Raw genomic sequence first — 22693 nt, forward strand, 5'->3', positions numbered from 1 at the left:
GACGAACTACACCACTCCCGGGGACGCGATCGCCGACGTAGAGGCGCAATTCTTGGCGCTGCTCGACGGGCGCCGTAGCCGCGACGAGGTCGACCGTTGGGCCTCGGTGTGGGTTACCACCCGCGAAGACGAGGTCGAGGACGAAGCGGTGTGGTGGGCGCTCGGCGTGCTGTGCGGCATTGACCTTCGCGAGGCAGCAGACGGTCCGTACCTGCACCCGGACGACCAAGTGGCCGAGTGGCTCGAGGAGTTCCGACTCCGCTGCCGTTCGTCGTAGAGCGCGGCTCAGGCTGGGCGCCAGGTGTACCGGTCGGCGGCATGAGCGGTAACCCGCTCGTGAACTGATCTCGGCACTACGAACCAGCATGAAACTCTCGTCCAGTTGCGCGCCGAGGTCGCGGTCCTGCTGATGAGCGCCGCGGCCGACACTCCCGTCGAAGCCCGCCGTCAAGTCAGAGCGCCCAAATAGTGTGGCCGAATCGGTCCCGCTGCTGCTCCGCGTCGCCGACACCCAGCACCCTCCGGACGTCGTTGATCGACAGGTGAGCGGCGACCGCGATGTCGTCCGGGGTCGCACCAAGAGCTGCCACCCGGCGCACTTCCTCGACCACGCGATCAAGCACCTCGAGTGGGACCGGCCCGCCGGTGCCTTCGACGAGGCGCGACGCTTCACGCACGAGCATGTGCAAGCGCGACAGTGCGGCGTCCACGTCCGCTCCCATCTCGTGACAGTACCGAAGCGCACCCACCGCAATAGATGCCGTCGCGGAGGCGGACCACCTTCGCGCTGCGCCACCCGGAGCAAGCCGTGCGCCGTGCGCGCGACCGGCGGCATGTGCGTGAACTTGCAACCGATCCACCGACAGGTCACCTCACTGCGTGACGGGCTCTGCGTTCTGCCGGGACGTGACGCGTCAAGCCGTTGCGGGCACCGTGTGCCTCGTCACGCAGAGGTACGCGGCCGGCCCCAGGATCGGGACCAACACGATCAGGACCATGGCGAGAATCGCGGTGATCGTGTCGTGCTTCGTCCGCATGAAGCGGACCAGCGCGACCACCACCAGGACCACGGCGACGACTAACGGCACCGAGAACATGTAGTCGTACGCCGCCGACGAGAACTCGACGTACGTGCCGCCTTCGGTGGTGACGCGATCAGTGGTGGTCATCGCCCCATCCTTCACTGTCGGGGCTCGCTCCGGGCCCGGCTGGGGGTCAGCGGGCAGCCAGTCGGGTGCGACGTTGTTGAGCGCTACCGCGAGCAGGTGGGCCAGGCTCCGTGGGTGTACCCGATCGCGGCTGTTTGTTGCTCGAGAGCTGGCTGGCCGGTCAGTCTCGGGTAGGTGCCCGGGCCGGGTCGCTCTGATCGCGGCTGCCCACCGGCGTGATCGGTGTGGCTCATTCATGGAGTGCGTCCGGGCCGGGCACCGCGGCGGGGGTGTGGCTCACGAAGGGTCTGCTCTGCTCGAAACAGCGTTGCCCGTCCTCGCCTTGGCGTCGGTCAGCCCTGGCCGGCGCCGGTTCTCAAGGTGGAGGACGGCATGCACGAAGCACAGCACGACGAGGAGCTGGGCGCGGGTGACGTGGTGATCATCGGCGTCGACCCGCACAAGGCGTCGGTGACGATCGAGGCCCGTGACACCCGGGAGATTCTGCGGGCCACCGGCACGTTCCCGACCACGACGGCCGGGCACGCCGCCATGGTCAAGCTCGCCCGGCAGTGGCCTCGGCGCGTGTGGGCGGTCGAGGGCGCCCGCGGTGTCGGACGCGCACTGGTCGCCCGGCTCGTCGCCAATGGCGAACGAGTCGTGGACGTCCCGGCCAAGCTGTCGGCCCGGTCTCGGGTGTTCGACACCGGGCAGGGCCGCAAGACCGACTCCCACGACGCGCACGCCATCGTCATGGTGGCCCTGCGCGACAAGCGACTGCGGGAGGTCGTGATCGACGAGGACCTCGAGGTCCTGCGGCTGCTGGTCGACCGGCGCGACGAGCTCGCCGCCGCCCGCACCCAGGCACTGAACCGGGCGCACCGGCTGTTTGCCGAGGTCACACCCGGTGGGGCGCCGACGAAGAAGTCCATCGCCCAGTACCAGGCGCTGCTGGCCGGGATCCGTCCCCGCGACGGCGCAGGCAAGGTCCGGCGGCGGATGCTGTCCGAGGAGCTCACCGAGGCCCACCGTCTGGATGTCCGGGTCAAGGAGCTCACCGCCGAGATCAAGGCCGCGGTCCTGGCCCGCGGGTCGCACCTGATGGACTTGCCCGGCATCGGCCCCGCCGGCGCGGGTCGCATCCTGGCTGACGTCGGCAACGTCGCCCGCTTCCCGTCCCGGCATCACTTCGCGTCCTGGACCGGCACCGCACCGATCGACGCCTCATCCGGTGCCCACCAGCGCCACCGGCTGTCCCGGGCCGGGAACCGGCGGCTCAACCACGTGCTGCACATCGCCGCGACCGTCCGTCCAGATGCGCCACCGCGGCACCCTCGGCAAGGCGTACTACGACCGCAAGAGGGCCGCCGGCAAGCGACCCTGGAAGCGATGCGGTGCCTGAAGCGGCGGCTGTCCGACGTCGTCTACCGACAGCTCGTCAAGGACGCCGTCGTGGCTGAGATAGCGACGATGAACGCGGGCCCGGGAGGGCACGGCGGGGCGACTGTTCAATCCAGCGCGGCCGGCCTGCCCCCGCACACCGGCACTTTGGATCAGCCACTTCCCGGACCCGCACCATCCACGCTAGACCCGACGACCACCGCTCGACAGGTCTCCATCACGGCCGGTTGACAGCCGCCGCAACAGAAGGGAGCCATGAGCGTGAACGCCATGCCGCCGTGCTGCTCAGCGGCTATGAGCGCGCGCCCACCGAGGCATGACCACGCACAGCTACCGGTGGTCGGGCAGGGAATCCCAGGTAGGGCCGCCCATGCGCTTCTGAAGCCAGCAGACTGCGGGCCGCCCCCCGGCTATCTTCCCCGCTCCCTCAACTGATCGATTGACACACAGGTGAGGATGGGAAGCGCAGCCCCGCTGAGTGGTGCCGGACGCGCCGGCTCGCGGAGCAGGGGGCATTGACCGTGAGTAGGCGGAGAAAGGTGTGCAATCGTGACGTTCGCGCTTGCGGTGGTCCTAGCCATCGGAGCAGGGGCGTTGACACACGTCACCGCTCGCCGCGGCGACCGACTCGGTCAGGCGCTGCTGACCGCCTACTGGCTGGTGGCCGCCGTCGCTCTGTGGATGGTCGATGGCTACGGCACGAGCGGGCGCCTCGTCGCTGGCGCCTCTGTGGGGCTGGCGGTAGTCAGCGTCGCGCACACCGTGCGGGACCTATCTCGCCCGCAGAGCCCGACGACCGGGAAAGCGCGAACCTCAGGCCACTAGCGCGGCCACTACGACCGCCGTGTCAGCGGCATCACCGCGCGAGCGGCGCGTCGCCCGCACTCAGCGGCCATCGAGTTCGAGCGCGATGCGCTCCAGAAGCGCCCTCGTCTCCGAGCGGTCAGCTCCCATACGGGTGTGGAACTCCCACTCCTCGATAGCGTCCGGCTCGTGAAGTACCTCGTTGAGGGCCTGCATGACGATCGCCAAGTCGGCTTCCGATAGGTTTATGTGCTGCACGGTAGGCCACACGACTAGCGAATCGGTGGCGAGTCGCCCCCCAACCGCGAGAGGCGCGCCCGTGGTCGCAGGCGGAACATGCCACATCGCGGCCATGAGCGGAACGCTATGCCGCCGTGCCGGTCAGCGGCAGATCCGGACGCCGGCGAAACGCACCATCCGCGGCCATGACCGGACAGGGCCCTCAAACAACGTCCTTCGCCTCACGTTTTCGCCGAGATGACGATGGTCAGCCATGCCGCATGCGCGAAGTTCTTCAATGCTGTTCGGTCGACGTGGTCTCCGCCGAACTGCACGTCCAAGCGTGCGGCGACGTCTTGCTCAGACCCGCCCTCGGCCGTCGTGTCGCGGACGGTTCGCACCCACGCGGCGTACTCGTCACCGAGTTCTGATCGCCACTCGTCGAGGCCGAGCGGGTCATGCTGCCAAGCGAGTGCGGTCAGTGCTTCGTCGAGTTCGCTCCCAGACGTTGCCGGCTGCAGCCAAAGACTCAGCGCATTCGACAAGCTGATATCAGCTCCAACAGTTTCCATCACATCCTCCTGAGCGGGCTCGAACATCGCAGGCGGCACGACAACGCCCAGCTTCTCGAGCTGCATCCGGCGCATGTGCTGGCGGGTCAGCGTGCCGAGACCGTACGGGGCGCCTTCCAGCTCTGCTACCGCCTCGTCGAGGTCGGGCCGCCGACGAAGTCGCCCCGGGCCCACTGCGATCGCGTACCACGCCAGGTAGCCCAGCGCATGACCGCTGGCGACCACCACGAAGGATCCCCAACCCTCCGTGACGAAGCCGGAGTCATCGGGGAAGTAGGGGTTGCGACAATTGCCCTGACGGTCCGCGGGGAAGGCGTACACCTCTCCGACGTTGAGGAGCAGTGGCTGCGGCGCTGTGAGCACCGTTCTGCGCTTGGCCGGCGGAGGCTTGACCAATCGCAGCCGGAGGTTTTGGAGGATTTTCGCCCGCTTCCGCAGGTCCGCCTCGGACATCTCGAGTGACTCCAAAACCGCCAGATTCGTGCCGTCATCGATGACTTCGATCGCCCTATCCGTCGCCGCGGACTGGATGCCCCGCCGGTGGAGTTGGTCTGCGACCACGAGCCAAAACGTCGAGTACTCCTCGTCGTCCGGCATCGTCGCGGACGGTTCGAGCTCGATCAGCGTGGCGAGAATTTCGGCTGGCGAGAGCGGTAGTCGGCACACGCTCCCAACTGTTGCCCTTAGATCGGCGGCGAAGTCGTCAGAGTAGAGTCCTGGCCCGTCCGCGCCCACGTGTTCCCCCTGCCGTCGGCCCGACCATACCGCCCATCCTGCGAGGCGTTCTGTGCCGTAAGCCCTCGCCAACGCCACCCGGTCATCGGCATGAGCGCTAGATGGCAGTGTCCGGCGGACATCGCAGCGCGGGTACCCGGGAGCTCGGGCTCAGCGAGCCCGTTCTGAAGTGGCCAATCCGCCAAGTGCGGAGTGACACGCGTCGACACCGGCACGCTCGTCACCACGAGCCGACCCTCTGGCGAAAGCGGCGCCCACGGCGACGGTCATGGGCGCCACCTTCACCGTCGCCCGTGACACGGGCAGCGGCGGCCACATCAGGGCGTCACGCGCTCTTTCGACGACCTTCCGGCCACCTTCTCTTCATCAGCTCCCCGAGCTCGCGACTCGCGACAGGGGGCTGCGTATCACGGCGACGTCGCCGGGGCCGAGCACGACTTCATGCCGGGTTTCGACCGCGTGTCCGGTCAGCAGATCCACTCCGGAGCGGTCCAGCGTGAGGGTCGCTGTGCCCTCGCCGTGGTTCAGAAGGAACAGAAACCGATCGTTCGCGGTCTGCCGTTCGGTGACCTCCACACCGCTCGGAGCCGCGTGCACGGACTCGACCCCGGCCCTCTGGAGCACCGCGGCCACGAGCTCTCCGAGCGCGTCATCGTCCAATTGCGTGCCGAGGTAGATGGCTCGGCCGGCGCCGAGGTGGTGGTCGAGGATCGCGGGCTGTCCCGCGAGGTAGCCCTGGGTGTACTCGGCGACGGCAGTCGCTGACTCGGTGACTAGGTCGTCCTGCCACAAAGCTGCCGCCGCACGGAAGCCGCCGTCCAGCAGTGACTGGTGGGCGGCTGCCCGCACCGTGACCGCCGTGTCCACGGGCAGGGGCGAGAAGTCCCGGACGTGTCCGCCGATGACATTGCGCAGGGCGCCGGGGTGGCCGTGCTCGTGAACCCGGTCGTCTTCGTCGACAATGCCGGAGAAGAAGGACACCAGCAGGTGGCCGCCGTCCTCCAGGAAGCGCCGCACGGCAGCACTGTGGGCCTGGGTCATCAGGTACTGGTTGGGGACGACGAGCACGCGGTAGGCCGACAGGTCGTCGTCGAGGGTGACGACGTCGACGGCGACGTTCCGGCGCCAGAGGGCGCGGTAGTGCCGGGTGACGATGTCGCGGTAGTCCAAGCTGTTGATTGGGTGCGCGACCCCCTCGACGGCCCACCAGTTGGTCCAGTCCCAGACGATCGCGACTTGGGCGGCCGTCCGGCCGGTGGCGACCTCCCCGAGCCTCACGAGCTCCTCACCGAGGTCGCGGACCTCCTGCCACGTCCGGGTGTCGGTGCCACCGTGGGGCAGCATCGCGGAGTGGAACTTCTCCTGGCCCTGCCGGGAGGCTCGCCACTGGAAGAACATCACGCTGTCGGAGCCGTGCGCGACGGCTTGCAGGGATCCCAGCCGCATGCGGCCGGGTTGTTTGACGAGGTTGAGCTTCCACTGGCTGACGGCCGCGGCGGCCTGCTCCATGAGCATCCACGGTGCCCCACCGCCGACCGAGCGCATGAGGTCGTACTGAAACGCGGCGTCGGCGAGCGAGTTTACGTTGGCCGGGTCGGGGTAGATGTCCAAGGCGACGACGTCGACTTCCTGCCCCCACCGGTGCAGGTCGACCAGGCGGAAGAACTGCATGAAGTTGGTCGTGGCGGGTACCTGCGGTGTGACGGACCGGAGCAGGTCCCGCTCACCGGTGAACAGCTCGAGTTGCAGGTCGGAGGTGAAGCGGGCGAAGTCCAGTTCCCGGCTCGGATTGACGGACCCGCGCACGGGACGCGGCAGGTGCACCTGGCCCCAGTCGCTGTAGTGCTGGCTCCAGAAGCGCGTGCCCCACCGGCGGTTGAGCTCCTCCAACGTCCCGTACCGTTCGCGCAGCCAGCCGCGGAACCGGTCGTCGCACAGGTCGCAGAAGCAGTGGGCGTGGTATTCGTTGCCGATGTGCCACATCGCCAGGGCCGGGTGGTCGGCGTAGCGCTCGGCCAGTGCCCGGGCGATGCGCCGGCTGCGGTCGCGGTAGACCGGCGACGACGGGCAGAAGTGCCCTCGGCTGCCGATGCTCACGCGGGTGCCCTGCCGGTCGACCAGGAGGGTCTCGGGGAAGTTCTCGGCCAGCCACGGCGGCGGCGCCGCATTCGGTGTCGCCAGGTTGACCGCGATCCCGCCCGCCGCTAGCAAATCCATCACCTCATCGAGCCAGGTGAAGTCCAACTCGCCGTCGGTGGCCTCCAATGCCGACCAGGAGAAGACGCCGAGGTTGACCAGTCGCACACCCGCCTCGCGCATCAGGCGGACGTCCTCGGGCCATACCTCCCGCGGCCACTGCTCCGGGTTGTAGTCCCCGCCGTAGACGACGCCGGGCAGCCGGCGGTGGAAGGTCGACATGGGTGAGTCAGTCATGGTGCTCCTCGCTGCCGTGCCGAGCGGGTGGGCGGGCGCTAGGTGTTCTGGCTCAGGACGTTGGTGACGCCTGCGTGCAGGCGTGAGGCCGGTGGTTGGTTGCCGGCGGCAGTGTGAGCGCGATGGTAGTTGTAGTGCACGTTCCACATCGTGATGGCCGCGGCGCGCTCGTCCTCGCAGGTCCAGACGCGGGCGTAGAGGAGCTCCTCGGCCAGGGTCCGGTTGTACCGCTCGACCTTGCCGTTGTGGCGCGGGGTGTGGGGGCGGATGCGCTGGTGGCGGGACGCGACGGCGGTCACGGTGCGGGCGAACGCGGTGGCCTTGTAGTTAGCGCCGTTGTCGGTGACGACGCGGACCAGGCGCACGATGCCGTGAGCGGCGAAGAACGCCCGGGCCCGGTGGAAGAACCCGATGGTGGTGACGGCCTTCTCGTCCGCGAGGTGTTCGGTGTACGCCAGCCGGGAGTACCCGTCGATCGCCGAGTGCAGGTACACGTACCCCGCACGGGCCCCGGTTGTCTTGGCGCGCCGGGCGGCCTTGTCCTGGGCTGAGCCGCGGCCGTGGGCGCGCCATCCGCCGCCGTCGGGGATGCGGCCGACCTTCTTCACGTCCAAGTGCACCATGTGCCCGGGGTACCGGGCCGTGATCGCCGTGGTGGTGCGGTTGGTCTGCCCGTCGGGGTCGATGTCGCGGCGGCGGTTGATCCCCAACCGGACCAGCCACCGTGACACGGTCGCCAGGGACACCGTGTGTCCGGTGCGGATCAGCTCGAGGTGGATCTGCCGGGCGGTCCACTTGTGCGTGCGCCGCCACGTCTCGATTTGCTCGACCACGTCGGCCGGGACCTGGGTCGGGGTGCGGTGCGGGACGCTGGGCCGGTCGACCAGGCCGGCGTCGCCGAGGTCGTCGTACCGGGTCTTCCACTTCGACAGGCACTGGCGCGACACCCCGGCCTCAGCCGCGACGTGCGCGATCGGACGGGACTCGCACCGCAGGACCAGACGGAGCCGGCCGGCAGGGGTCAACGGAGCGTTAGCGTGGGTCATCGAGGGGTAGGTCCTTCAGCTCGCAGGAGGTTGGTCGCACTTCCATCCTGCCGCCGGGACCTACCCCTCCCTCACACCCCGCCGGCGTCACCAACCTCATGAGCCACAACAGCTAGTCGTTCTCGACGAGGACCTTCACGTCCCAGGCGCCCAGCGCGACGGCGTCCCCGGCGATGAGCGCGACACCCGACACGGCGTCCGTCACCGCGGACGGCGCCGGCACCGACGTCGGCTCCCAGGACCAGTTGTGGACGAACCGCACCCGTCGGCCCTGCCGCGTGGTCGCGCTCAAGACGGTGACGGGCTGGACGGCGATCCGGCGCCAGTCGTCGTCGAGCGGGACGAGCCAGCTGAGGAGCGCTCGGGCGAAGGCCGGGCCAGGCACGGTCCCAACGGTCGTGATGCGCCCGGCGCCATGCTTGGCGGTAACAACCGCGGGCCAGCGCCCGTGGTGCGGGTGCTCGTAGCTGGCGAGGACTTCGGCGCCCTCGGCGATCAGGCCGTCCACCCACCCGGTCGCCGCCGCGTCGTCCGGGAGCTCGAGGCCTCGGCCAGTGCCGCGCACCGGCAGCGCGGACCCGAGGTTCGCAAACTCCTGGTAGCGGACGCGCGCCGCATCGGCGAGGCGTGCGGGCTTGGGCTCGAGCCGCGCCCGGGCCTCGTGGTCGGCATAGGCGGTGCGCGGGCCCAGCACCAGGTGCCCCCGGCCACGGCGTACGCACGCAGCCAGTCGAGGAGGGCGTCGTCGGCGACATAGAGGGCCGGAACCACCAGCACGGGTAGCTCACGTGCGACGTCGCCGGGGTCGCGCCCCTGCGGGCCGACCACCTGGACGTCGTGCAGGATGCGCACCCCGAGCCCAGCGTCGAAGGCGCCGCGGTGGAACGCTTCGACGATGTGCTCGTAGGTGCGCGGGTCGGAGTCGCGTTCGGTCGCAAGGGACGGCTGGAACGTCAGCCCCCAGTTAGAGGCGTTGGAGTACAGCACGCCCACGTGCGCGTCCGGGACCAGATCGGTGACGACGTCGCCCACCGCACGCAGCTCCTGGCCCAGGGCGACGAGCTGGTCGTAGACCCGGCCGGGTTGCTGGTCGTGCGGCAGGATCCCGATCCAGTACGTCTCGGCGCCGAACTGCAGTGTGTGCCAGTGCCAGTACTCGATCATCTGCGCACCGCGGGCGACCATCGCCCAGGCGACCTGCCGCCACTGGCCGTCGAAGGCCGGGTAGTTCGTCCAGGGTCTGCCGATCGCCCCGGCGTTCGTCTCGGCGACCAGGAACGGCGCCTGCTTTGAGGAGTACATCCGGTCGGCGCTGAGGACGAGGTTGGACGTGCCGGTAGTTGTCCACCCCTGGGGTGCCGTGACCGTGGAGGGCAAGGCCAGGCCGTCCTGCATGGCGTAGTACGGGTTGCCCGCGGTGACGTCGAGGGACGCGGTGAGGTCCGGGTCGTCGATCGCGGGGCGGGCGTACGCCAGGCAGGTGGTGACGAACTGGTCCTCGCGGGCGTACTCGCGCACGATGCCGGCCTGCCAGGCGATGAACTCAGCTGTCAACTTCGCCTGGAAGCGACGCCAGGCCAGGTCGTACTGCGGCGCGGAGTTGCCGTCCGGAGTCCACAGGTCGCTCCACGTGGACAGCCGGTGCGACCAGTAGACCAGCCCCCACTCGCGATTGAGGGTGTCGACGTCGCCGTAGGTGTGCCGCAGGTGGTCGACGAAAGACTGGAAGATTCCGCGGTTGTACAGCAGGTGCAGGCCCGGCTCGTTGTCGACCTGGTAGCCGATGACGCCGGGGTGCCCGGCGTACCGGCTCACGACCGCGCGCACGATCCGCTCGGCGTGGAACCTGAACGCCGGGTGGGTGAAGTCCATCTCCTGCCGTGCGCCCCAAGGGATGCGATGACCTGTTGCCCGCTCGCCGGCGATCTCGGGGTACTTCCGGGCCAGCCACGGTGGGACCGCGTACGTGGGGGTTCCCAGTATCGTGGAGATGCCCCGCTCGTAGGCCCCGTCGATGACCGGCTGCAGCCAGTCCAGTTCCAGGACTCCGTCCTCCGGCTCCCAGGTGGACCACGTGGACTCCCCGACGCGGATGACCGAGAACCCGGCTGCGGCCATGAGATCGAGATCCTGCTCGAGTCGCGGTGCGGGGTGGTACTCGTGGTAGTACGCGGCTCCGAACAGGATGGCGTGCGGCAAGTCGGCCATGAGGTACCTATGTCCTTTCGTTGAGTAAGCCGACGTCGTCGTGTGGTGCAGATGAACGGCGTCGTCGTGGAGCTGCCAGCGGGATAGCACGGCGTCACGGGAGCGCGCTGTAGCGCGTGATGCATCCGCGTCCCACAAGCGCCGTGGTGTCGGTCCGGCAACGTCGAGCCCGTCGTCGACGGGCCCGTCGTTCGGCGACGGGCCCGTCGGTGTGCTTGGGGTCAGAGCGCTGCGGTGACCTCGGTGATCAACTGGTCGGCCGCCTCCTCGGGGGTGAGCCGGTCGAAGAGCACCTCCTGACTGAGGCGAGCGTTGGCCGGGACGAGGACCGGCCCGGCGTCAGCGTTCTGGTGCGGGAACGGCCGAGGATCAAGGTCGCTCACGCGCTGGAAGTACTCCGAGACCGCCTGCTCGGTGGGTGACAGCTCGGACTGAATCTCTTCCAGGACGTCCTTGTTGGGGGTGACGCCGCGGTCGAACTTCATAATTCTGGCGGACTCGGGGGAGTTCACCAGGAAGTCGATGAGCTGGGCGGCCTCCTCCGGGTGCGGCGAGCTCGACGCGATCGCCCAGAAGATGCCCGGCTTGGTGTAGATGCCGGTCGTCTCGGCGTCCGCCTCGCCCGGGAAGAGCATGACCTCGATCTCGTGGCCCACGACGTCCTCCAGCACCCCGAGGTTGGGTACCGGCGAGATCTGCATCGCGCCGGTGCCCACACCGATGGCCGACCGCTCGATCCCGACACCAGCCGCCTCAACCGCCGCTGCGGCGCTCGGCGTCCCTCCGCTGTCCCGCAACGTCTCGAGCAGGGTGTAGTACTCCGCCACCGTCTCGGCCGTGAAGCCAATGTCGCTGCTGTCCTCCGACCACAGGTCCTCACCGTGCTGACGGAGGAAGACGATGAACATCTGCTCGTCGAACGGGAGCTGGGTGCCCGCGACGCCGGGCAGCGCCTGTGAGATCGCGGCGGCCGTCTCGACGTAGTCGTCCCAGCTCCACGTGGTGTCGTCCGGCATCTCGACCCCCGCCTTCTCGAAAACCGTCGGATCGGCAAACACCCCGAACCCGCTCAGGCCGGCCGGCATCCCGTACAGACCGCCGTCGACCGTCGTGTGGAAGAGCGCACTTTGGTCGAACCCGTCGCTCGGGAGGCTGTCCGAGAGGGGGTTGAGGTCCAGGATCTGCCCGTTCTCGATGTAGGAGTACATATACGGGTCGGTGATCGCCATGACGTCCGGCAGGTCGTTCGCGGCGGCGCTTGTCGAGAGGCGGCTGAAGTAGTCATCGAAGCCGGCGAACTCCGGCTCGACCGTGATGTTCGGGTGCTCTGCTTCGAACAGGTCGATCACCTCCTGCGTGATGGCGCCACGCACGTCGGAGCCCCACCAGTTCATGCGCAAAGTGACCTGCTCGCCGCCCTCGGCGGCGGGCTCTTCCTCGCCCGTGTTCTCGGCGACGTTGTCGCCCTGGCCGCAGCCGGTCAGGGCGAGGGACCCCGCCGCTAGCACGGTGGCGACGGACATGAGGCGCCGGCGGGAGCCGGTGAGTTTGGTTCGCATGGGTTTCTCCTGTGCTCGGGTTACTTGATGCCGGTCGTCGCGATCCCCTTGACCAGGTACTTCTGGCCGAAGAGGAAGACGAAGAAGACCGGGATGAGGGACACGATGGACATCGCGAACAGCGAGCCCCACGAGCTGGCGCCGGTGGAGTCCACGAACGTCCGCAGCGCGACCGGGACGGTGTACTTGTCCGGGTTGGTGAGGAAGATCAGCTGCGAGAAGAAGTCGTTCCAGGTCCAGATGAACGTGAAGATCGCGGTGGTCGCCAGCGCCGGCAGGGACAACGGCAGCATGATGCGGAAGAAGATCCGCAGGTGGCCCGCGCCATCCAGCCGGGCCGCCTCGTCGAGCTCCTTCGGGATGCCGCGGAAGAACTGCACCATGAGGAAGACGAAGAAGGCGTCGGTGGCCAGGAACTTCGGCACGATCAGGGGCAGGAACGTGTTGATCCAGCCCAGCTCCGAGAACAGGATGTACTGCGGCACGATCACGACGTGGATCGGCAGCATGATCGACATCAGCATGATCGCGAACCACAGCGTGCGGAACCGGAAGTTCAGCCGGGCGAACGCGTAGGCGGCCAGGGCGCACGAGATGAGGTTCCCCAGGACCGAGCCCATGACGATGATCGCCGAGTTGATCAGGTAGTGGCTGAACGGGTTCAGCAGGGCGTCCCAGCCGACCGAGTAGTTGCTGAGGTCGAACTGCGACGGGATGAGCCCGGGCTCGCGGAAGATGAGGTCGTTCGGCTTGATCGACGACGAGAGCATCCACAGCAGCGGGTACAGCATCACCACCCCGAGGGCGATGAGCAGCACGTGCTTGATGAGCGAGCGGGCGCGTCGGCGCTTGGTCCTGTCGTGGTGCTCCGCGGGAGCCTTCGGCTCGACGACGAACGTCTCGGCGGCGTTCTGGAGATCAGTCATTGTAGAAGACCCAGTACTTGGAGAGGAAGAAGTTCAGGGCGGTGAGGACGGCGATGATGACCAGCAGGAGCCACGCCATCGCGGAGGCGTATCCCATGTTCAGGGCCGCGAAGCCCTGCTGGTAGAGATACAGCGTGTAGAAGAGCGTCGAGTCGGCCGGGCCACCCGTGCCGCCGGAGACCACGAATGCCGGGGTGAAGCTCTGGAACGCCCCGATGAACTGCAGCACGAGGTTGAAGAAGATGATCGGCGTGAGCATCGGGATGGTGATCGACCAGAACTGGCGGAGCTTCGAGGCGCCGTCGATCGACGCGGCCTCGTAGTACATCTCGGGCACCTGGCGCAGCCCGGCGAGGAAGATGATCATCGGGGCGCCGAACGTCCACACGTTGAGGATGATCAGCGTGCCCAGCGCGTAGTCCGGGTGCGAGACCCAACCCACGCCCTGGATGTCGAAGTAGCCGAGGACCTGGTTGATGAGGCCCGTCGTGCCGAAGATCTGGCGCCACAGGATCGCGATGGCGACCGACCCGCCCAGCAGGGACGGCAGGTAGAACACCGACCGGTATAGGGCCAGGCCGCGCATCCCGCGGTCCAGCAGCAGGGCCAGCCCGAGCGCCGCGATGAGCTGCAGCGGCACCGAGACGAACACGTAGGTGAACGTCACCCGCAGCGCCCGCATGAGTCGCGGGTCGTTCAGCATGTCCTCGTAGTTCCCGAGGCCGATGAACTCCGGGTCGGTCAGCAGGTCGTAGTCGGTGAACGACAGGTAGAGCGACGCGAGCAGCGGGCCGGCGACGATGAGCAGGAGGCCCACGAACCACGGCCCGAGGAAGAACAGCGACCACTTGCCGTCGTTCTTCTCCGACGGGGCCTGGGTCGCGTGGCCCTTCTGCTTTCGCAGCGAGCCGAGCTCAGACAGCGCGGACATCAACCGATACCTCTCGTGGCGCGGTGGATAAGGAGGGCATCGGTCCGCCAATCGGAGCACCGCGGTGCATGGAGGCGTCGCGGTCCACGTTGCGGCCTTGCCCTCCCCGCTGCGTCGCGGTCAATCAAGCCGCGCGCCCGGGTGATCGCCGTCGCGCCGGGACGACCGTCGCCTGCGCGGCAGCGCAGCGAAACCTGGTACATGGGAGCTCCTTCGCTTCCGTGCGGTGACACCTCAGCCCAAGCCCGGTTACGCCATGCCGGTGCAGCCGCCCCGCTGCACATGCTTCCGAGTGATCGATGCCTTTTGGGCCTGCCGCCGACCGTAGTGATGGATCACTCAGGCCGTCAAGACCCCAAGGGCCGATGCAAACTGCGCGGGGAGCCGGCGTTGTGATCGATCACCCTGTATGACAACATCGGACGGCACACAGGCCGACGGAGGACCCCATGAGCAGTGCGGCTTCTGATCGCCCCGCGACGATCTGGGAGGTGGCGCGCCTGGCCGGGGTGTCGGGACAGACGGTCTCCAGGTACCTGCGCTTTGGCGGCGAGGGCATGCGTGAGACGACCCGCGAGAAGGTGAGCGCCGCGATCGCGGAACTAAACTATCGGCCAAACCTGGCCGCTCAAGCGATGCGGGCCCGCAGAACCGGCCGGCTGGCGCTGATTTTGCCGTCGGGGTCCGCCGTCGGCTCGAGCGGGATACTCGCTGGCGCAACGGCTGCCGCCCAAGAGGCGGGCTACAGCCTCGACGCGATCATGCTGGCCGGCGCCTTTCGCGACTCCAGTCACGTCCTGGAGTTGGCCGGGTCGGGATTTTTCGAGGGGGTCGTCTCCGTGACCCCGTTGCCGGTCAACACTGCTGACGGGCCCGGGCAACGAATACCTATCGTGGTTCTGCCCGACTACGACGAGGAAATGCGAGGGATAGGCGACGTCGCCGACGCGTCGCCCATCGCCGAACTCATCGAGGGCCTAGCTCGAGTCGGTCACCGACGGTTCCTCCACATCACAGGGGACCTGGCCTTCGCAAGCGCCCGCAGCCGCAAAGAGATGTACCTGAAGACGATCCAACGGCTACGGCTTGAGTCCTACGGCGTCGTCGACACCAACAGCTGGCTCGCCGAACCCGCTCAACGTGCCGTCGTCGAACTCCCCAGCGACGCAGGCGTTACCGCCATCATCGCGGCCAACGACCTCGTCGCCGCAGGCGCCATCCGCGGCGCACACGAGCGCGGCTTGCGCATCCCCGACGACCTCAGCATCACAGGGTGGGACGACAACCCCATCGGAGCAGCCATGCCGCCCAGCATCACCACAGTGGCGAACAACTTCGAGCAGTTCGGCCGGCGGGCGATCGAATGCCTGCTAGGCGTACTCAACGGCCACCGCGACCGCTCGACCGAAGCCTCAGACGGCTCCTTCATGAGCGTCATCTGGAGAGAGTCCACCGGGCCTGCACCCGCACTAGCCTGCCGGTAACGCGGTGTGTCACAGAGCAGTGCGTCGTCTCCCGCCCTCGGCGCCGGACGCACCTGCCGGCGTGGACGCGCACCATCCGCGGCTGTGACCGGGCGTCGCTCAAAGGATTTCCTCTGGCGCTTCCGCGACGAGTTCCACCTCGAAGCCAGCTGGATCTTCGAGATAGGCGGCGTAGGTGTCCAAGCCGCCGGCGAACGGATGCTTGTCGGCGCACATCAGGGACCAGCCGTGCTGGGCGGCATCGGCGACCAGCGAATCGAGCTCGGTGCGGATGCCCGCCCAGAAGGCGACGTGGTTGACGCCGCTGCGCAGCCGGTCATGGCGCCGCCGCAGGTGTGCCAAGCCGGACTCCAAGACGATGTAGGCGTCCTCCTTCGCCCAGCTGCGGCCGGTCTCCCCAGCTGTTAGTCAGCGAGTAGCCCAGCCGCTGCAGCAAACAAGGCCAGGGGCCGTCGCCTATGTCGCCCCGTCCATTTACGCTCGAGGTGATGAAGGCTTTCGCGTCGGCTCATGAGCGCATCTTGTCTACCTCCTGCGATCTCGCGCTCATCGGCATGTGCGGTAAGGCGCGACGCTCGCTCGTCGAGGCAACCGGACTGACACGTGGCCGCAGATTCGCGGTGGAGCACCCCGCCCGCGGGCCCATCTGTGGGGTGAACCTCTGACTCGGCCGCCGACGGCTTCGGTGAGGTGCGACGGCCGGAGCCAGGCGTCGACCGTCCTCGATCCACGGTGCGTGGTCGCGCGGTGCGACGAGGACGGCCGCCGTGGCCGAGTACGGGTCCATGAGAGCCGGACGGCCTGGTCCTCCAGCACCTCACGGGCTGGGCCTTGCGGGTCACGCAATGGCGCAGAAGTGCGCCCTGTGCCACCGGTACTGGCACCGCTCGTCATGCGCGCAACGGTCGCCTCCCGCCGTGCGGCAGGATGTTCCCCGCAACCGACGAGCGAGGGTGGGCACGTGCACGAGGTCGAACCGGTCAGCGCGGGGATCCGCCGGGTGGGCGGGCAGGTGCGCGCCGAGCACCACACCGTCGGCGTGGTCCGCACGCTCCCGGGTGACGTCAACGAGCTGGACTGCGCGTGCGGCGTCACGCTCACCAACGGCCCGGGGTGGTCCCTCGACGAGCATCTGCGGCTGCACCGCGCCGAGGTGAAGTACGAGGCGCTGGTCGCCGTGGCGCACCCCGGGATGCCGCTGAGCCGGACGACGGGCCGCTCCCCGCCGCGCGTGCGCTGGACGCCCTCGTCGCCGGCGACCCCACGGCCGCCCGGTGGGCGCTCGCCTCGACCGACGACGACGCCCGCCACCGGCTGCGCGCCGCGGCGCACGACCTGGTGTCGCTGATCGACGCGATGGGGACCGACACCGACCCGCGATGACGGCGCGGGCCACAGCCGCGGCGCCGACACCGGCCGCACTGCCGACGGCGGCCCGGCTGACTAGCCTGGGCGGACACCGACGCTGACGGAGGACCCGTGCCCGACCTCGCCGCCCTTGCCGAGACACACCTGGCCGCCGCCCTCGCCGCCCCGAACGGACGCAGCACCGAGCTCGTGGTGCACGACCATCAGCTGCGGCAGACCGTCATCGCCCTCGCCGACGGGCAGTCGCTCGCGGAGCACAACGCCCCGCCAGCCGCGACCATCCAGGTGCTGCGCGGCAGCGTGCAGGTCACGTCGCAGGGCGGCGACGACGTCGTCGTGCGCGAGGGCGAGCTCATGCCGGTGACCCACGAGCGCCACGGCGTGCTCGCCCTCGAGGACTCCGCGTTCCTGCTGACCACGGTGACCGGGATTCCCGAGGGGACCCGCGGGTGACCGCCACCGACACGCTCCCGCCCGGTCCCCCGCCGCGTCCGACCGACCCCGACCCGCCCACGTCCAGCCGGCCACACCGCGCCGCGCGGATCGAGGACCGGTTCACGCGCGCGGTCGCCCGGCAGCTGTGGGCGCACGGGTGGCGCACCCGCATCGAGCCGTTCGTCGGGTACGGCGGTCCGGGGTGGGTCCGCGTCATGGCGCGGACCGTGCTGTCACCGCCGCGACCGCTGGACGGCGTGCCGAGCGCACAGGCGCCGGAGGACGAGCCCACCCGGGCGGTGCGCGGCTGGCGCAGCCTGGCCACCGCGCAGGTGCCGGGCGCCGTCGTCGAGGTCCGAGCCGGCTCCTTCGTGCACCGGGTCACCTCGGACCGCGGTGGGTACGTGGACACCATCGTCGACGCCGACCTCGAGCCGGGCTGGCACGACATCGAGCTCGTCGTGCCGAGCGGGAGCGTCACCGCGCGCGTCCGGGTCATCTCCCCCGAGGCGCGCACCGGACTGGTCAGCGACATCGACGACACCGTCATGGTCACGACCATGCCGCGTCCGCTGATCGCCGCCTGGAACACGTTCGTGCTCTCGGAGACCGCGCGCCGGCCCGTGGACGGCATGGCGGACCTGTACCGCGACCTCCTCGCCGACGACCCGGACGCCCCGGTGCTCTACCTGTCGACCGGCGCCTGGAACGTCGCCCCGGTGCTGGGCCGGTTCCTCGCACGCCACGGCTACCCCGGGGTCCGCTGCTGCTGACCGACTGGGGCCCGACCAACACGGGCTGGTTCCGCAGCGGTCGCCAGCACAAGCTCGGGAGCCTCGAGCGGCTCATGACCGAACTGCCCCAGATCCGCTGGATCCTCGTGGGCGACGACGGCCAGCACGACCCGGAGATCTACGACCGGATCGCCCACCGCTACCCCGACCGCATCCGCGTGGTCGCGATCCGCGAGCTCACGCCGACCGAGCACACGCTCGCCGCCGGTGTGCCGCAGCCGCTGCCGGAGGCGCGGGGTGCGCAGCGCCGGACCGCCCAGGCCGGGGTCCCGGTCGTGCGCGGCGGGGGCGGCGCGGCACTGCGCGCCGCGCTCGCCCCCGTCCTCGCCCGGCGCTGACCGGCCTGCCCGGAGCGGTCAGCGCCCGCGCGGGCGCAGCGGCGGGCTGCCGCCGCCGTCCTGCGCGGCGATGCCGTCGACGATCTCGCGGAGCGCACGGGCGCCCGGGATCGTCGGGGCCCACCCCAGAGCCGCCCGGGCACGCGACGTGTCGAGCACCGGCACGCCCATCGCCAGGTCGACCCATCCCGGGCTGACCGGGACGAGACGCGCATGCCACGCCGTCGCGACCGCGGTGCGTGCGGCCGACGCGGGGACCTCCTGCAGGTTCCCGCCCGCCAGCAGGTCGGCGACGTCCTGACCGTGCAGGACGCCGTCGCCGGCGATGTTGAACGCACCCCCATCCGCCGCACGACCGCCTCGCGGTACGCCGCGGCGACGTCGTCGGCGTGCACGGCCTGCAGCCGCAGCCCGGCGGGCCACGGCAGGGCCGGGAGCTCCTCACCCAGCATGCGGGCGGGGAACAGGCGCCCGAGGAAGTACCGCTGGATCTGCGCGCCGGCGTGCTTCTGGAAGATCAGCGCCGGACGCATCCGGGTCACGACGAGATCGGGCTGCAGCACCTCGGCTTCGTCGAGCAGCCGCTCGACCGCGGCCTTGTCGACGCTGTACTCCGAGCTGCGGATCCCCTCGGTGGGCCACGACTCGTCCCGCGGGGCGTCGTCGGTGACCGGCGAGTAGGCCCCGACCGACGACGCGACGACGAGGTGCGGCACCCCGGCGCGCCGCACCGCCTCGATGACCCGGCGGGTGCCGTCCACGTTGGTGCGGCGCAGCGCGGCGCGGTCGTGGTTCGGCTGGATGAGCCAGGCGAGGTGGATCACCGCGTCGGCGCCGGCGAACGCCTCCGTGAGCCGCTCGAGGACGGGCGCGTCCTCCCCGGCCGGCCGATGTCGCACGCGACCCACTGCGCGACGTCGTACGGCGGCGGGATGTCGCCCGAGGGCGCACGCCGCGCGACGCCGACCACGGACGTGATGATGTCGTCGCCGCTGAACCGCCGCAGCAGTGCGGTGCCGGCGTTGCCGCTGGCACCGACGACGACGACCCTCACGGCGTCACCTGCACGGCGGGGCGCCGCGCGGGCTCGGGGGTGGCGATGCCGCTCACTCGGTCTCGCGCGGGTTCATGCTGCCCGGGTCGGCGTCCTGGTCGTCGACCGGCGAGCCCTCGTCGGCGCCCTGCTCGCGCGGGTTGAGCATGCCGGGGTCGGCGTCGGCGTCCTTCTCGGCGTCGTAGGGGACCTCGGACGGGTTCTGCGTGTTCTCGGTCATGGCTCAAAAGTGCCACTGACCAGGGACGACCGCATCCCGGGGTCACCCGTCGGGACGGCGCCGGCGGCGCACACCGCCCGCGTTCAGCCCCGCTCCCGCCCCGTCCAGGCGAGCAGGCCGTCGACGTCGCGGGTGTTGACGACCCGTGCGGGGTCGAGGTCGTGCTGCGCGGCCCGCTCGCAGCCGGTGATCTGCCAGTCCAGCTGGCCGGGTGCGTGCGCGTCGGAGTCCACCGAGAACAGGCATCCGTGGTCGATCGCCGACTGCAGCAGCGCGTGGGGCGGGTCGCGGCGGTCCGGGCGGCTGTTGATCTCGACGGCGACCGCCGCCTCGGCGCACGCGGCGAACACCGCGTCGGCGTCGAAGTCGCTGGGCGGGCGGGGGCGGCTGCCGATGAGCCGCCGTCCCGTGCAGTGCCCGAGCACGTCCAGGTGCGGGTTCTCCACCGCCGCGACCATGCGCCGGGTCATCGCCGCGGAGTCCATCCGCAGCTTGGAGTGCACCGACCCGACGACGACGTCCAGCTCGGCCAGCAGCGTCGGCTCCTGGTCGAGCTTGCCGTCGTCGAGGATGTCGACCTCGATCCCGGTGAGCACCCGGAACGGCGCGACGGCCTCGTTGAGCGCGCGGATCTGGGCGATCTGCCGGCGCAGCCGCGCCGGGCTCAGCCCGTTGGCGACGGTGAGGCGCGGCGAGTGGTCGGTGATCACGAGGTACTCGTGCCCGATCTCCATCGCCGCCAGGACCATCTCCTGCAGCGGGCTGCCGCCGTCGCTCGCGTCGGTGTGCGCGTGCAGGTCACCGCGCAGGGCGGACCGCAGGGCGGCCCCCGGTCCGTCGGCGGTCGCCGCCTCGGCGACCTCGCGCTCCAGGCGGGTGAGGTACTCGACCTCCTCGTCGCGCCATCGCTGCAGCACGACCTCGGCGGTACGCCGGCCGACGTCGCGCAGCTCCTCGACGTGGTCGTCCGCGACGAGGCGCGCCAGCTCGCCGGGGTCGGCGGCCTCGACCGCGCGCGCGGCCTTGCGGAACGCGTCGCTGCGGTACGACGTCGCCTGCGCGCGCTCGAGGAGGAACGCGATCCGGCGCAGGGTCGCGACGGCGTCGTCCTGGCGCGCCGCCGGGGTGGACGGTCCCATCCGGGTCGGCGGGCCGCTCAGGACGCGCGGCGGCGCGACGCCGTCTTGGTCTCGGCCTTGTCCGCGTCGTCACCGGCCTTGCTGCGGGACTTCGCCGACGACGACCGCGTGCTCCTCGACGCGGTCGTGGACTCCTTGGCGTCGGCCCCGTCCTTCGTCGCCGCCGTCGAGCGTGACGAGCTGCTGGTCTTGCGGCTGCGCGCCGGCTTGTCGTCGTCACCTGCGTCGGCGGCCCCGGCGGCGGACTTCGTCGAGGACTTCGCGGGCTTGCGCGTCGGCGACCGGGACGACGTCGTGCGCTTGGCCGGGGGTGCGTCGTCCGTCTCGTCGGCGTCGTCGGCCGTCGCGGCCTTGCGGGCCGCGGTCTTCGGGGCGGCGCGCTTGCGCGGGGCCGGCACGGCCTCCTCCGTCGCCCGCGCGGTCTGCGCCGGGTCGGCCTCGCCGGCGTCCTCGGCTGCGTCCGTCGCCGTCCCGCCGCGCGCGCCACGGGCCTTCTCGACGCTCCGCTGGAGCGCGGACAGCAGGTCGATCACCTCGCCGCCGCCACCCGCGGCGTCGTCGTCGGCCCCGGCGGGGGTCGGGACGGCCTGGGTGGAGCCAGTGGACACCTTGGCCTCGATGAGGCTCTCGAGCGCCTCGCGGTAGGAGTCGTGGAACTCCGACGGGTCGAAGTCACCCGCGAGCGACTCCACGAGCGAGGACGCCATGGTGAGCTCCTGCGGGCGGACCGTGACGTCGGCGTCGAGGATCGGGAAGTCGGCCTCCCGGATCTCGTCGGGCCACAGGAGGGTCTGCAGGCAGATGACGTTGTCCCGGACGCGCAGGACGGCCATCGACTCGCGCTGGCGCAGCGCGACCTTCACCACGGCCATCCGGTCGGTCGTCGCGAGCGCCTCGCGCAGCAGCGCGTACGGCTTGGCGGCGGTCTTGTCCGGCTCGAGGTAGTACGTCTTGGACAGCATGATCGGGTCGACCTGCTCGGCCGGCACGAACTCCAGGACGGAGATCTCCCGCTCGGTGGTCAGCGGCAGCTGCGCCATGTCGTCGTCGTCGAGCACGACGAGCCGGCCGTCGTCGGTCTGGTACCCCTTGGCGATGTCGCTCATCTCGACCGGCTCGCCGTCGACGCTGCACGTCTTCTTGTAGCGGATGCGGCCGCCGTCCTCCCGGTGCACCTGGTGCAGCGGGACGTCCTTCTCGCCGGTGGCGGCGTACAGCTTGACCGGCACGTTGACCAGCCCGAACGCCACCGCGCCCTTCCAGATCGCGCGCACGTCGTCTCCTCCTCGCACCGGTGGCCCGACCGTGGCGTGAGCGCGCCGGTTCGGGTGTCACTGGGCAGGATGGACCCGTGCAGCCCATGCTCGCTACCCGAGCCCCCACACCGGATGACCTGCCGCGCGGTGCCGACTGGGCGTACGAGGTGAAGTGGGACGGTGTCCGACTGCTCGCCGACACGACGTCCGGGCGCCTGCGGCTCCTCAGCCGCACCGGCCGGGACGTCACCGTCGCCTACCCCGAGCTCGCCGGCCTGGCCGGGGTGGGTGGGCCCGACGGCGCCGTGCTCGACGGCGAGGTGGTCGCGATGCACGGCGGGATCCCGTCCTTCGAGTCGCTCGCCGAGCGCATGCACGTGCGCGACGCCGCCCGGGCGCAGGCCCTGGCCGCGCGGGCCCCGGTGACCCTGCTCGTCTTCGACGTCCTCACCCTCGGCGGGGCGGACCTCACCCGGCGACCCTTCGACGACCGCCGGGCCGCGCTCGAGTCGCTCGACCTGCCCGATCACGTGCAGCTCTCCCCCGTCTACCCCGACGCGGACGAGCTGTGGGCGGTGACGCTCGAGCACGGGCTGGAGGGCGTGCTCGCCAAGCGGCGGTCC

General features: G+C 70.1%; 21 protein-coding genes and 3 pseudogenes. 7 read left to right on the forward strand and 17 right to left on the reverse strand.

The features are described from left to right. The first annotated feature begins 52 nt into the window (after positions 1 to 52). Positions 53 to 277 carry a hypothetical protein gene (locus REH70_RS10635; RefSeq protein WP_310747128.1) on the forward strand — a complete coding sequence of 75 codons (225 nt, stop codon included), beginning with the start codon at positions 53 to 55 and terminating at the stop codon, positions 275 to 277. Between the two features lie 175 nt (positions 278 to 452). On the opposite strand, the gene REH70_RS10640 is transcribed toward REH70_RS10635, so the two are convergent. Both REH70_RS10640 and REH70_RS10645 read right to left on the reverse strand, forming a co-directional pair. Beyond that, positions 453 to 710, reverse strand: coding sequence for a hypothetical protein (locus REH70_RS10640; RefSeq protein ID WP_310747130.1), 258 nt, complete (start codon positions 708 to 710; stop codon positions 453 to 455). Between the two features lie 204 nt (positions 711 to 914). Beyond that, a complete protein-coding gene (locus tag REH70_RS10645) occupies positions 915 to 1169 on the reverse strand; it encodes a hypothetical protein (RefSeq protein ID WP_310747132.1) in 255 nt (84 codons plus the stop codon). Positions 1170 to 1541: 372 nt separating this feature from the next. Here REH70_RS10645 and REH70_RS10650 point away from each other — a divergent pair, with 372 nt between their 5' ends. Continuing rightward, complete coding sequence (locus REH70_RS10650; RefSeq protein WP_310747134.1) at positions 1542 to 2780, forward strand: IS110 family transposase; 1239 nt, start codon at positions 1542 to 1544, stop codon at positions 2778 to 2780. A 654-nt stretch (positions 2781 to 3434) separates the two neighbouring features. On the opposite strand, the gene REH70_RS10655 is transcribed toward REH70_RS10650, so the two are convergent. The 9 genes and pseudogenes from REH70_RS10655 to REH70_RS10695 form a co-directional block, all read right to left on the reverse strand. Continuing rightward, the gene (locus REH70_RS10655) at positions 3435 to 3611 is read right to left on the reverse strand and encodes a hypothetical protein (RefSeq protein WP_310747136.1); all 177 of its coding nucleotides are present in this window, start codon (positions 3609 to 3611) and stop codon (positions 3435 to 3437) included. Positions 3612 to 3814: 203 nt separating this feature from the next. Continuing rightward, entirely contained in the window at positions 3815 to 4879 is a 1065-nt protein-coding gene (locus REH70_RS10660) for a hypothetical protein (RefSeq protein ID WP_310747138.1), read from the reverse strand. A gap of 366 nt (positions 4880 to 5245) precedes the next feature. Continuing rightward, complete coding sequence (locus REH70_RS10665; RefSeq protein ID WP_310747140.1) at positions 5246 to 7312, reverse strand: beta-galactosidase; 2067 nt, start codon at positions 7310 to 7312, stop codon at positions 5246 to 5248. A 38-nt stretch (positions 7313 to 7350) separates the two neighbouring features. Next, the gene (locus REH70_RS10670; protein ID WP_310747141.1) at positions 7351 to 8358 is read right to left on the reverse strand and encodes an IS481 family transposase; all 1008 of its coding nucleotides are present in this window, start codon (positions 8356 to 8358) and stop codon (positions 7351 to 7353) included. A gap of 112 nt (positions 8359 to 8470) precedes the next feature. After that, a complete protein-coding gene (locus tag REH70_RS10675) occupies positions 8471 to 9052 on the reverse strand; it encodes a beta-galactosidase trimerization domain-containing protein (RefSeq protein ID WP_310747143.1) in 582 nt (193 codons plus the stop codon). A gap of 398 nt (positions 9053 to 9450) precedes the next feature. Further along, positions 9451 to 10566 (reverse strand): annotated as a pseudogene (locus tag REH70_RS10680) (beta-galactosidase); the annotation flags it as partial. A 221-nt stretch (positions 10567 to 10787) separates the two neighbouring features. Continuing rightward, positions 10788 to 12125 carry a sugar ABC transporter substrate-binding protein gene (locus tag REH70_RS10685; protein ID WP_310747144.1) on the reverse strand — a complete coding sequence of 446 codons (1338 nt, stop codon included), beginning with the start codon at positions 12123 to 12125 and terminating at the stop codon, positions 10788 to 10790. Positions 12126 to 12145: 20 nt separating this feature from the next. After that, positions 12146 to 13051 (reverse strand): carbohydrate ABC transporter permease, encoded by a 906-nt coding sequence (locus REH70_RS10690; RefSeq protein ID WP_310747146.1) that lies wholly within the window; start codon positions 13049 to 13051, stop codon positions 12146 to 12148. Further along, positions 13044 to 13982, reverse strand: a complete 939-nt coding sequence (locus REH70_RS10695) for a sugar ABC transporter permease (RefSeq protein ID WP_310747147.1) — start codon at positions 13980 to 13982, stop codon at positions 13044 to 13046. Before REH70_RS10695 ends, REH70_RS10690 begins: the two co-directional genes overlap by 8 nt. Positions 13983 to 14431: 449 nt before the next feature. Here REH70_RS10695 and REH70_RS10700 point away from each other — a divergent pair, with 449 nt between their 5' ends. Beyond that, complete coding sequence (locus REH70_RS10700) at positions 14432 to 15466, forward strand: LacI family DNA-binding transcriptional regulator (RefSeq protein ID WP_310747148.1); 1035 nt, start codon at positions 14432 to 14434, stop codon at positions 15464 to 15466. A gap of 99 nt (positions 15467 to 15565) precedes the next feature. Here the strand turns inward: REH70_RS10700 and REH70_RS10705 are convergent, their stop codons facing one another. Beyond that, complete coding sequence (locus tag REH70_RS10705) at positions 15566 to 15808, reverse strand: hypothetical protein (RefSeq protein ID WP_310747149.1); 243 nt, start codon at positions 15806 to 15808, stop codon at positions 15566 to 15568. A gap of 619 nt (positions 15809 to 16427) precedes the next feature. Between REH70_RS10705 and REH70_RS10710 the strand changes: the two genes are divergently transcribed. From REH70_RS10710 to REH70_RS20645, 3 genes and pseudogenes are all read left to right on the forward strand, one after another. Further along, the gene (locus tag REH70_RS10710) at positions 16428 to 16814 is read left to right on the forward strand and encodes a hypothetical protein (RefSeq protein ID WP_310747151.1); all 387 of its coding nucleotides are present in this window, start codon (positions 16428 to 16430) and stop codon (positions 16812 to 16814) included. A gap of 131 nt (positions 16815 to 16945) precedes the next feature. Further along, a complete protein-coding gene (locus REH70_RS10715; protein ID WP_310747153.1) occupies positions 16946 to 17287 on the forward strand; it encodes a cupin in 342 nt (113 codons plus the stop codon). Between the two features lie 542 nt (positions 17288 to 17829). Next, positions 17830 to 18179, forward strand: a pseudogene (locus tag REH70_RS20645) (phosphatase domain-containing protein); the annotation flags it as partial. A gap of 23 nt (positions 18180 to 18202) precedes the next feature. On the opposite strand, the gene REH70_RS20650 reads toward REH70_RS20645, so the two are convergent. From REH70_RS20650 to REH70_RS10750, 5 genes are all read right to left on the reverse strand, one after another. Beyond that, positions 18203 to 19309, reverse strand: coding sequence for an NAD-dependent epimerase/dehydratase family protein (locus REH70_RS20650; protein WP_396134509.1), 1107 nt, complete (start codon positions 19307 to 19309; stop codon positions 18203 to 18205). After that, a complete protein-coding gene (locus tag REH70_RS10735) occupies positions 19222 to 19455 on the reverse strand; it encodes a hypothetical protein (protein WP_310747155.1) in 234 nt (77 codons plus the stop codon). The genes REH70_RS20650 and REH70_RS10735 overlap by 88 nt, the downstream gene beginning before the upstream one ends. Positions 19456 to 19507: 52 nt before the next feature. After that, positions 19508 to 19675 carry a hypothetical protein gene (locus REH70_RS10740; protein WP_310747157.1) on the reverse strand — a complete coding sequence of 56 codons (168 nt, stop codon included), beginning with the start codon at positions 19673 to 19675 and terminating at the stop codon, positions 19508 to 19510. A gap of 83 nt (positions 19676 to 19758) precedes the next feature. Continuing rightward, positions 19759 to 20814: a PHP domain-containing protein gene (locus REH70_RS10745; protein ID WP_310747159.1), complete on the reverse strand. Its 1056-nt coding sequence runs from the start codon at positions 20812 to 20814 to the stop codon at positions 19759 to 19761. A 17-nt stretch (positions 20815 to 20831) separates the two neighbouring features. After that, positions 20832 to 22088, reverse strand: coding sequence for a Ku protein (locus REH70_RS10750; RefSeq protein WP_310747161.1), 1257 nt, complete (start codon positions 22086 to 22088; stop codon positions 20832 to 20834). Positions 22089 to 22174: 86 nt separating this feature from the next. On the opposite strand from REH70_RS10750, the pseudogene REH70_RS10755 reads away from it, so the two are divergent. Then, positions 22175 to 22675, forward strand: a pseudogene (locus tag REH70_RS10755) (DNA ligase); the annotation flags it as partial. Positions 22676 to 22693: the final 18 nt, after the last annotated feature.

Origin of the sequence: Cellulomonas sp. ATA003 (assembly GCF_031582905.1) — a bacterium.
GTDB lineage: Bacteria > Actinomycetota > Actinomycetes > Actinomycetales > Cellulomonadaceae > Pengzhenrongella.

Bases quoted from the DNA above. Each gene is read 5' to 3' on its own strand.
- REH70_RS10670 (WP_310747141.1), bottom strand. From the start codon at position 8,358: ATGACCCACGCTAACGCTCCGTTGACCCCTGCCGGCCGGCTCCGTCTG.
- REH70_RS10690 (WP_310747146.1), bottom strand. From the start codon at position 13,051: ATGACTGATCTCCAGAACGCCGCCGAGACGTTCGTCGTCGAGCCGAAG.
- REH70_RS10650 (WP_310747134.1), top strand. From the start codon at position 1,542: ATGCACGAAGCACAGCACGACGAGGAGCTGGGCGCGGGTGACGTGGTG.
- REH70_RS10740 (WP_310747157.1), bottom strand. From the start codon at position 19,675: ATGACCGAGAACACGCAGAACCCGTCCGAGGTCCCCTACGACGCCGAG.
- REH70_RS10700 (WP_310747148.1), top strand. From the start codon at position 14,432: ATGAGCAGTGCGGCTTCTGATCGCCCCGCGACGATCTGGGAGGTGGCG.
- REH70_RS10695 (WP_310747147.1), bottom strand. From the start codon at position 13,982: ATGTCCGCGCTGTCTGAGCTCGGCTCGCTGCGAAAGCAGAAGGGCCAC.
- REH70_RS10745 (WP_310747159.1), bottom strand. From the start codon at position 20,814: ATGGGACCGTCCACCCCGGCGGCGCGCCAGGACGACGCCGTCGCGACC.
- REH70_RS10665 (WP_310747140.1), bottom strand. From the start codon at position 7,312: ATGACTGACTCACCCATGTCGACCTTCCACCGCCGGCTGCCCGGCGTC.
- REH70_RS10685 (WP_310747144.1), bottom strand. From the start codon at position 12,125: ATGCGAACCAAACTCACCGGCTCCCGCCGGCGCCTCATGTCCGTCGCC.
- REH70_RS10645 (WP_310747132.1), bottom strand. From the start codon at position 1,169: ATGACCACCACTGATCGCGTCACCACCGAAGGCGGCACGTACGTCGAG.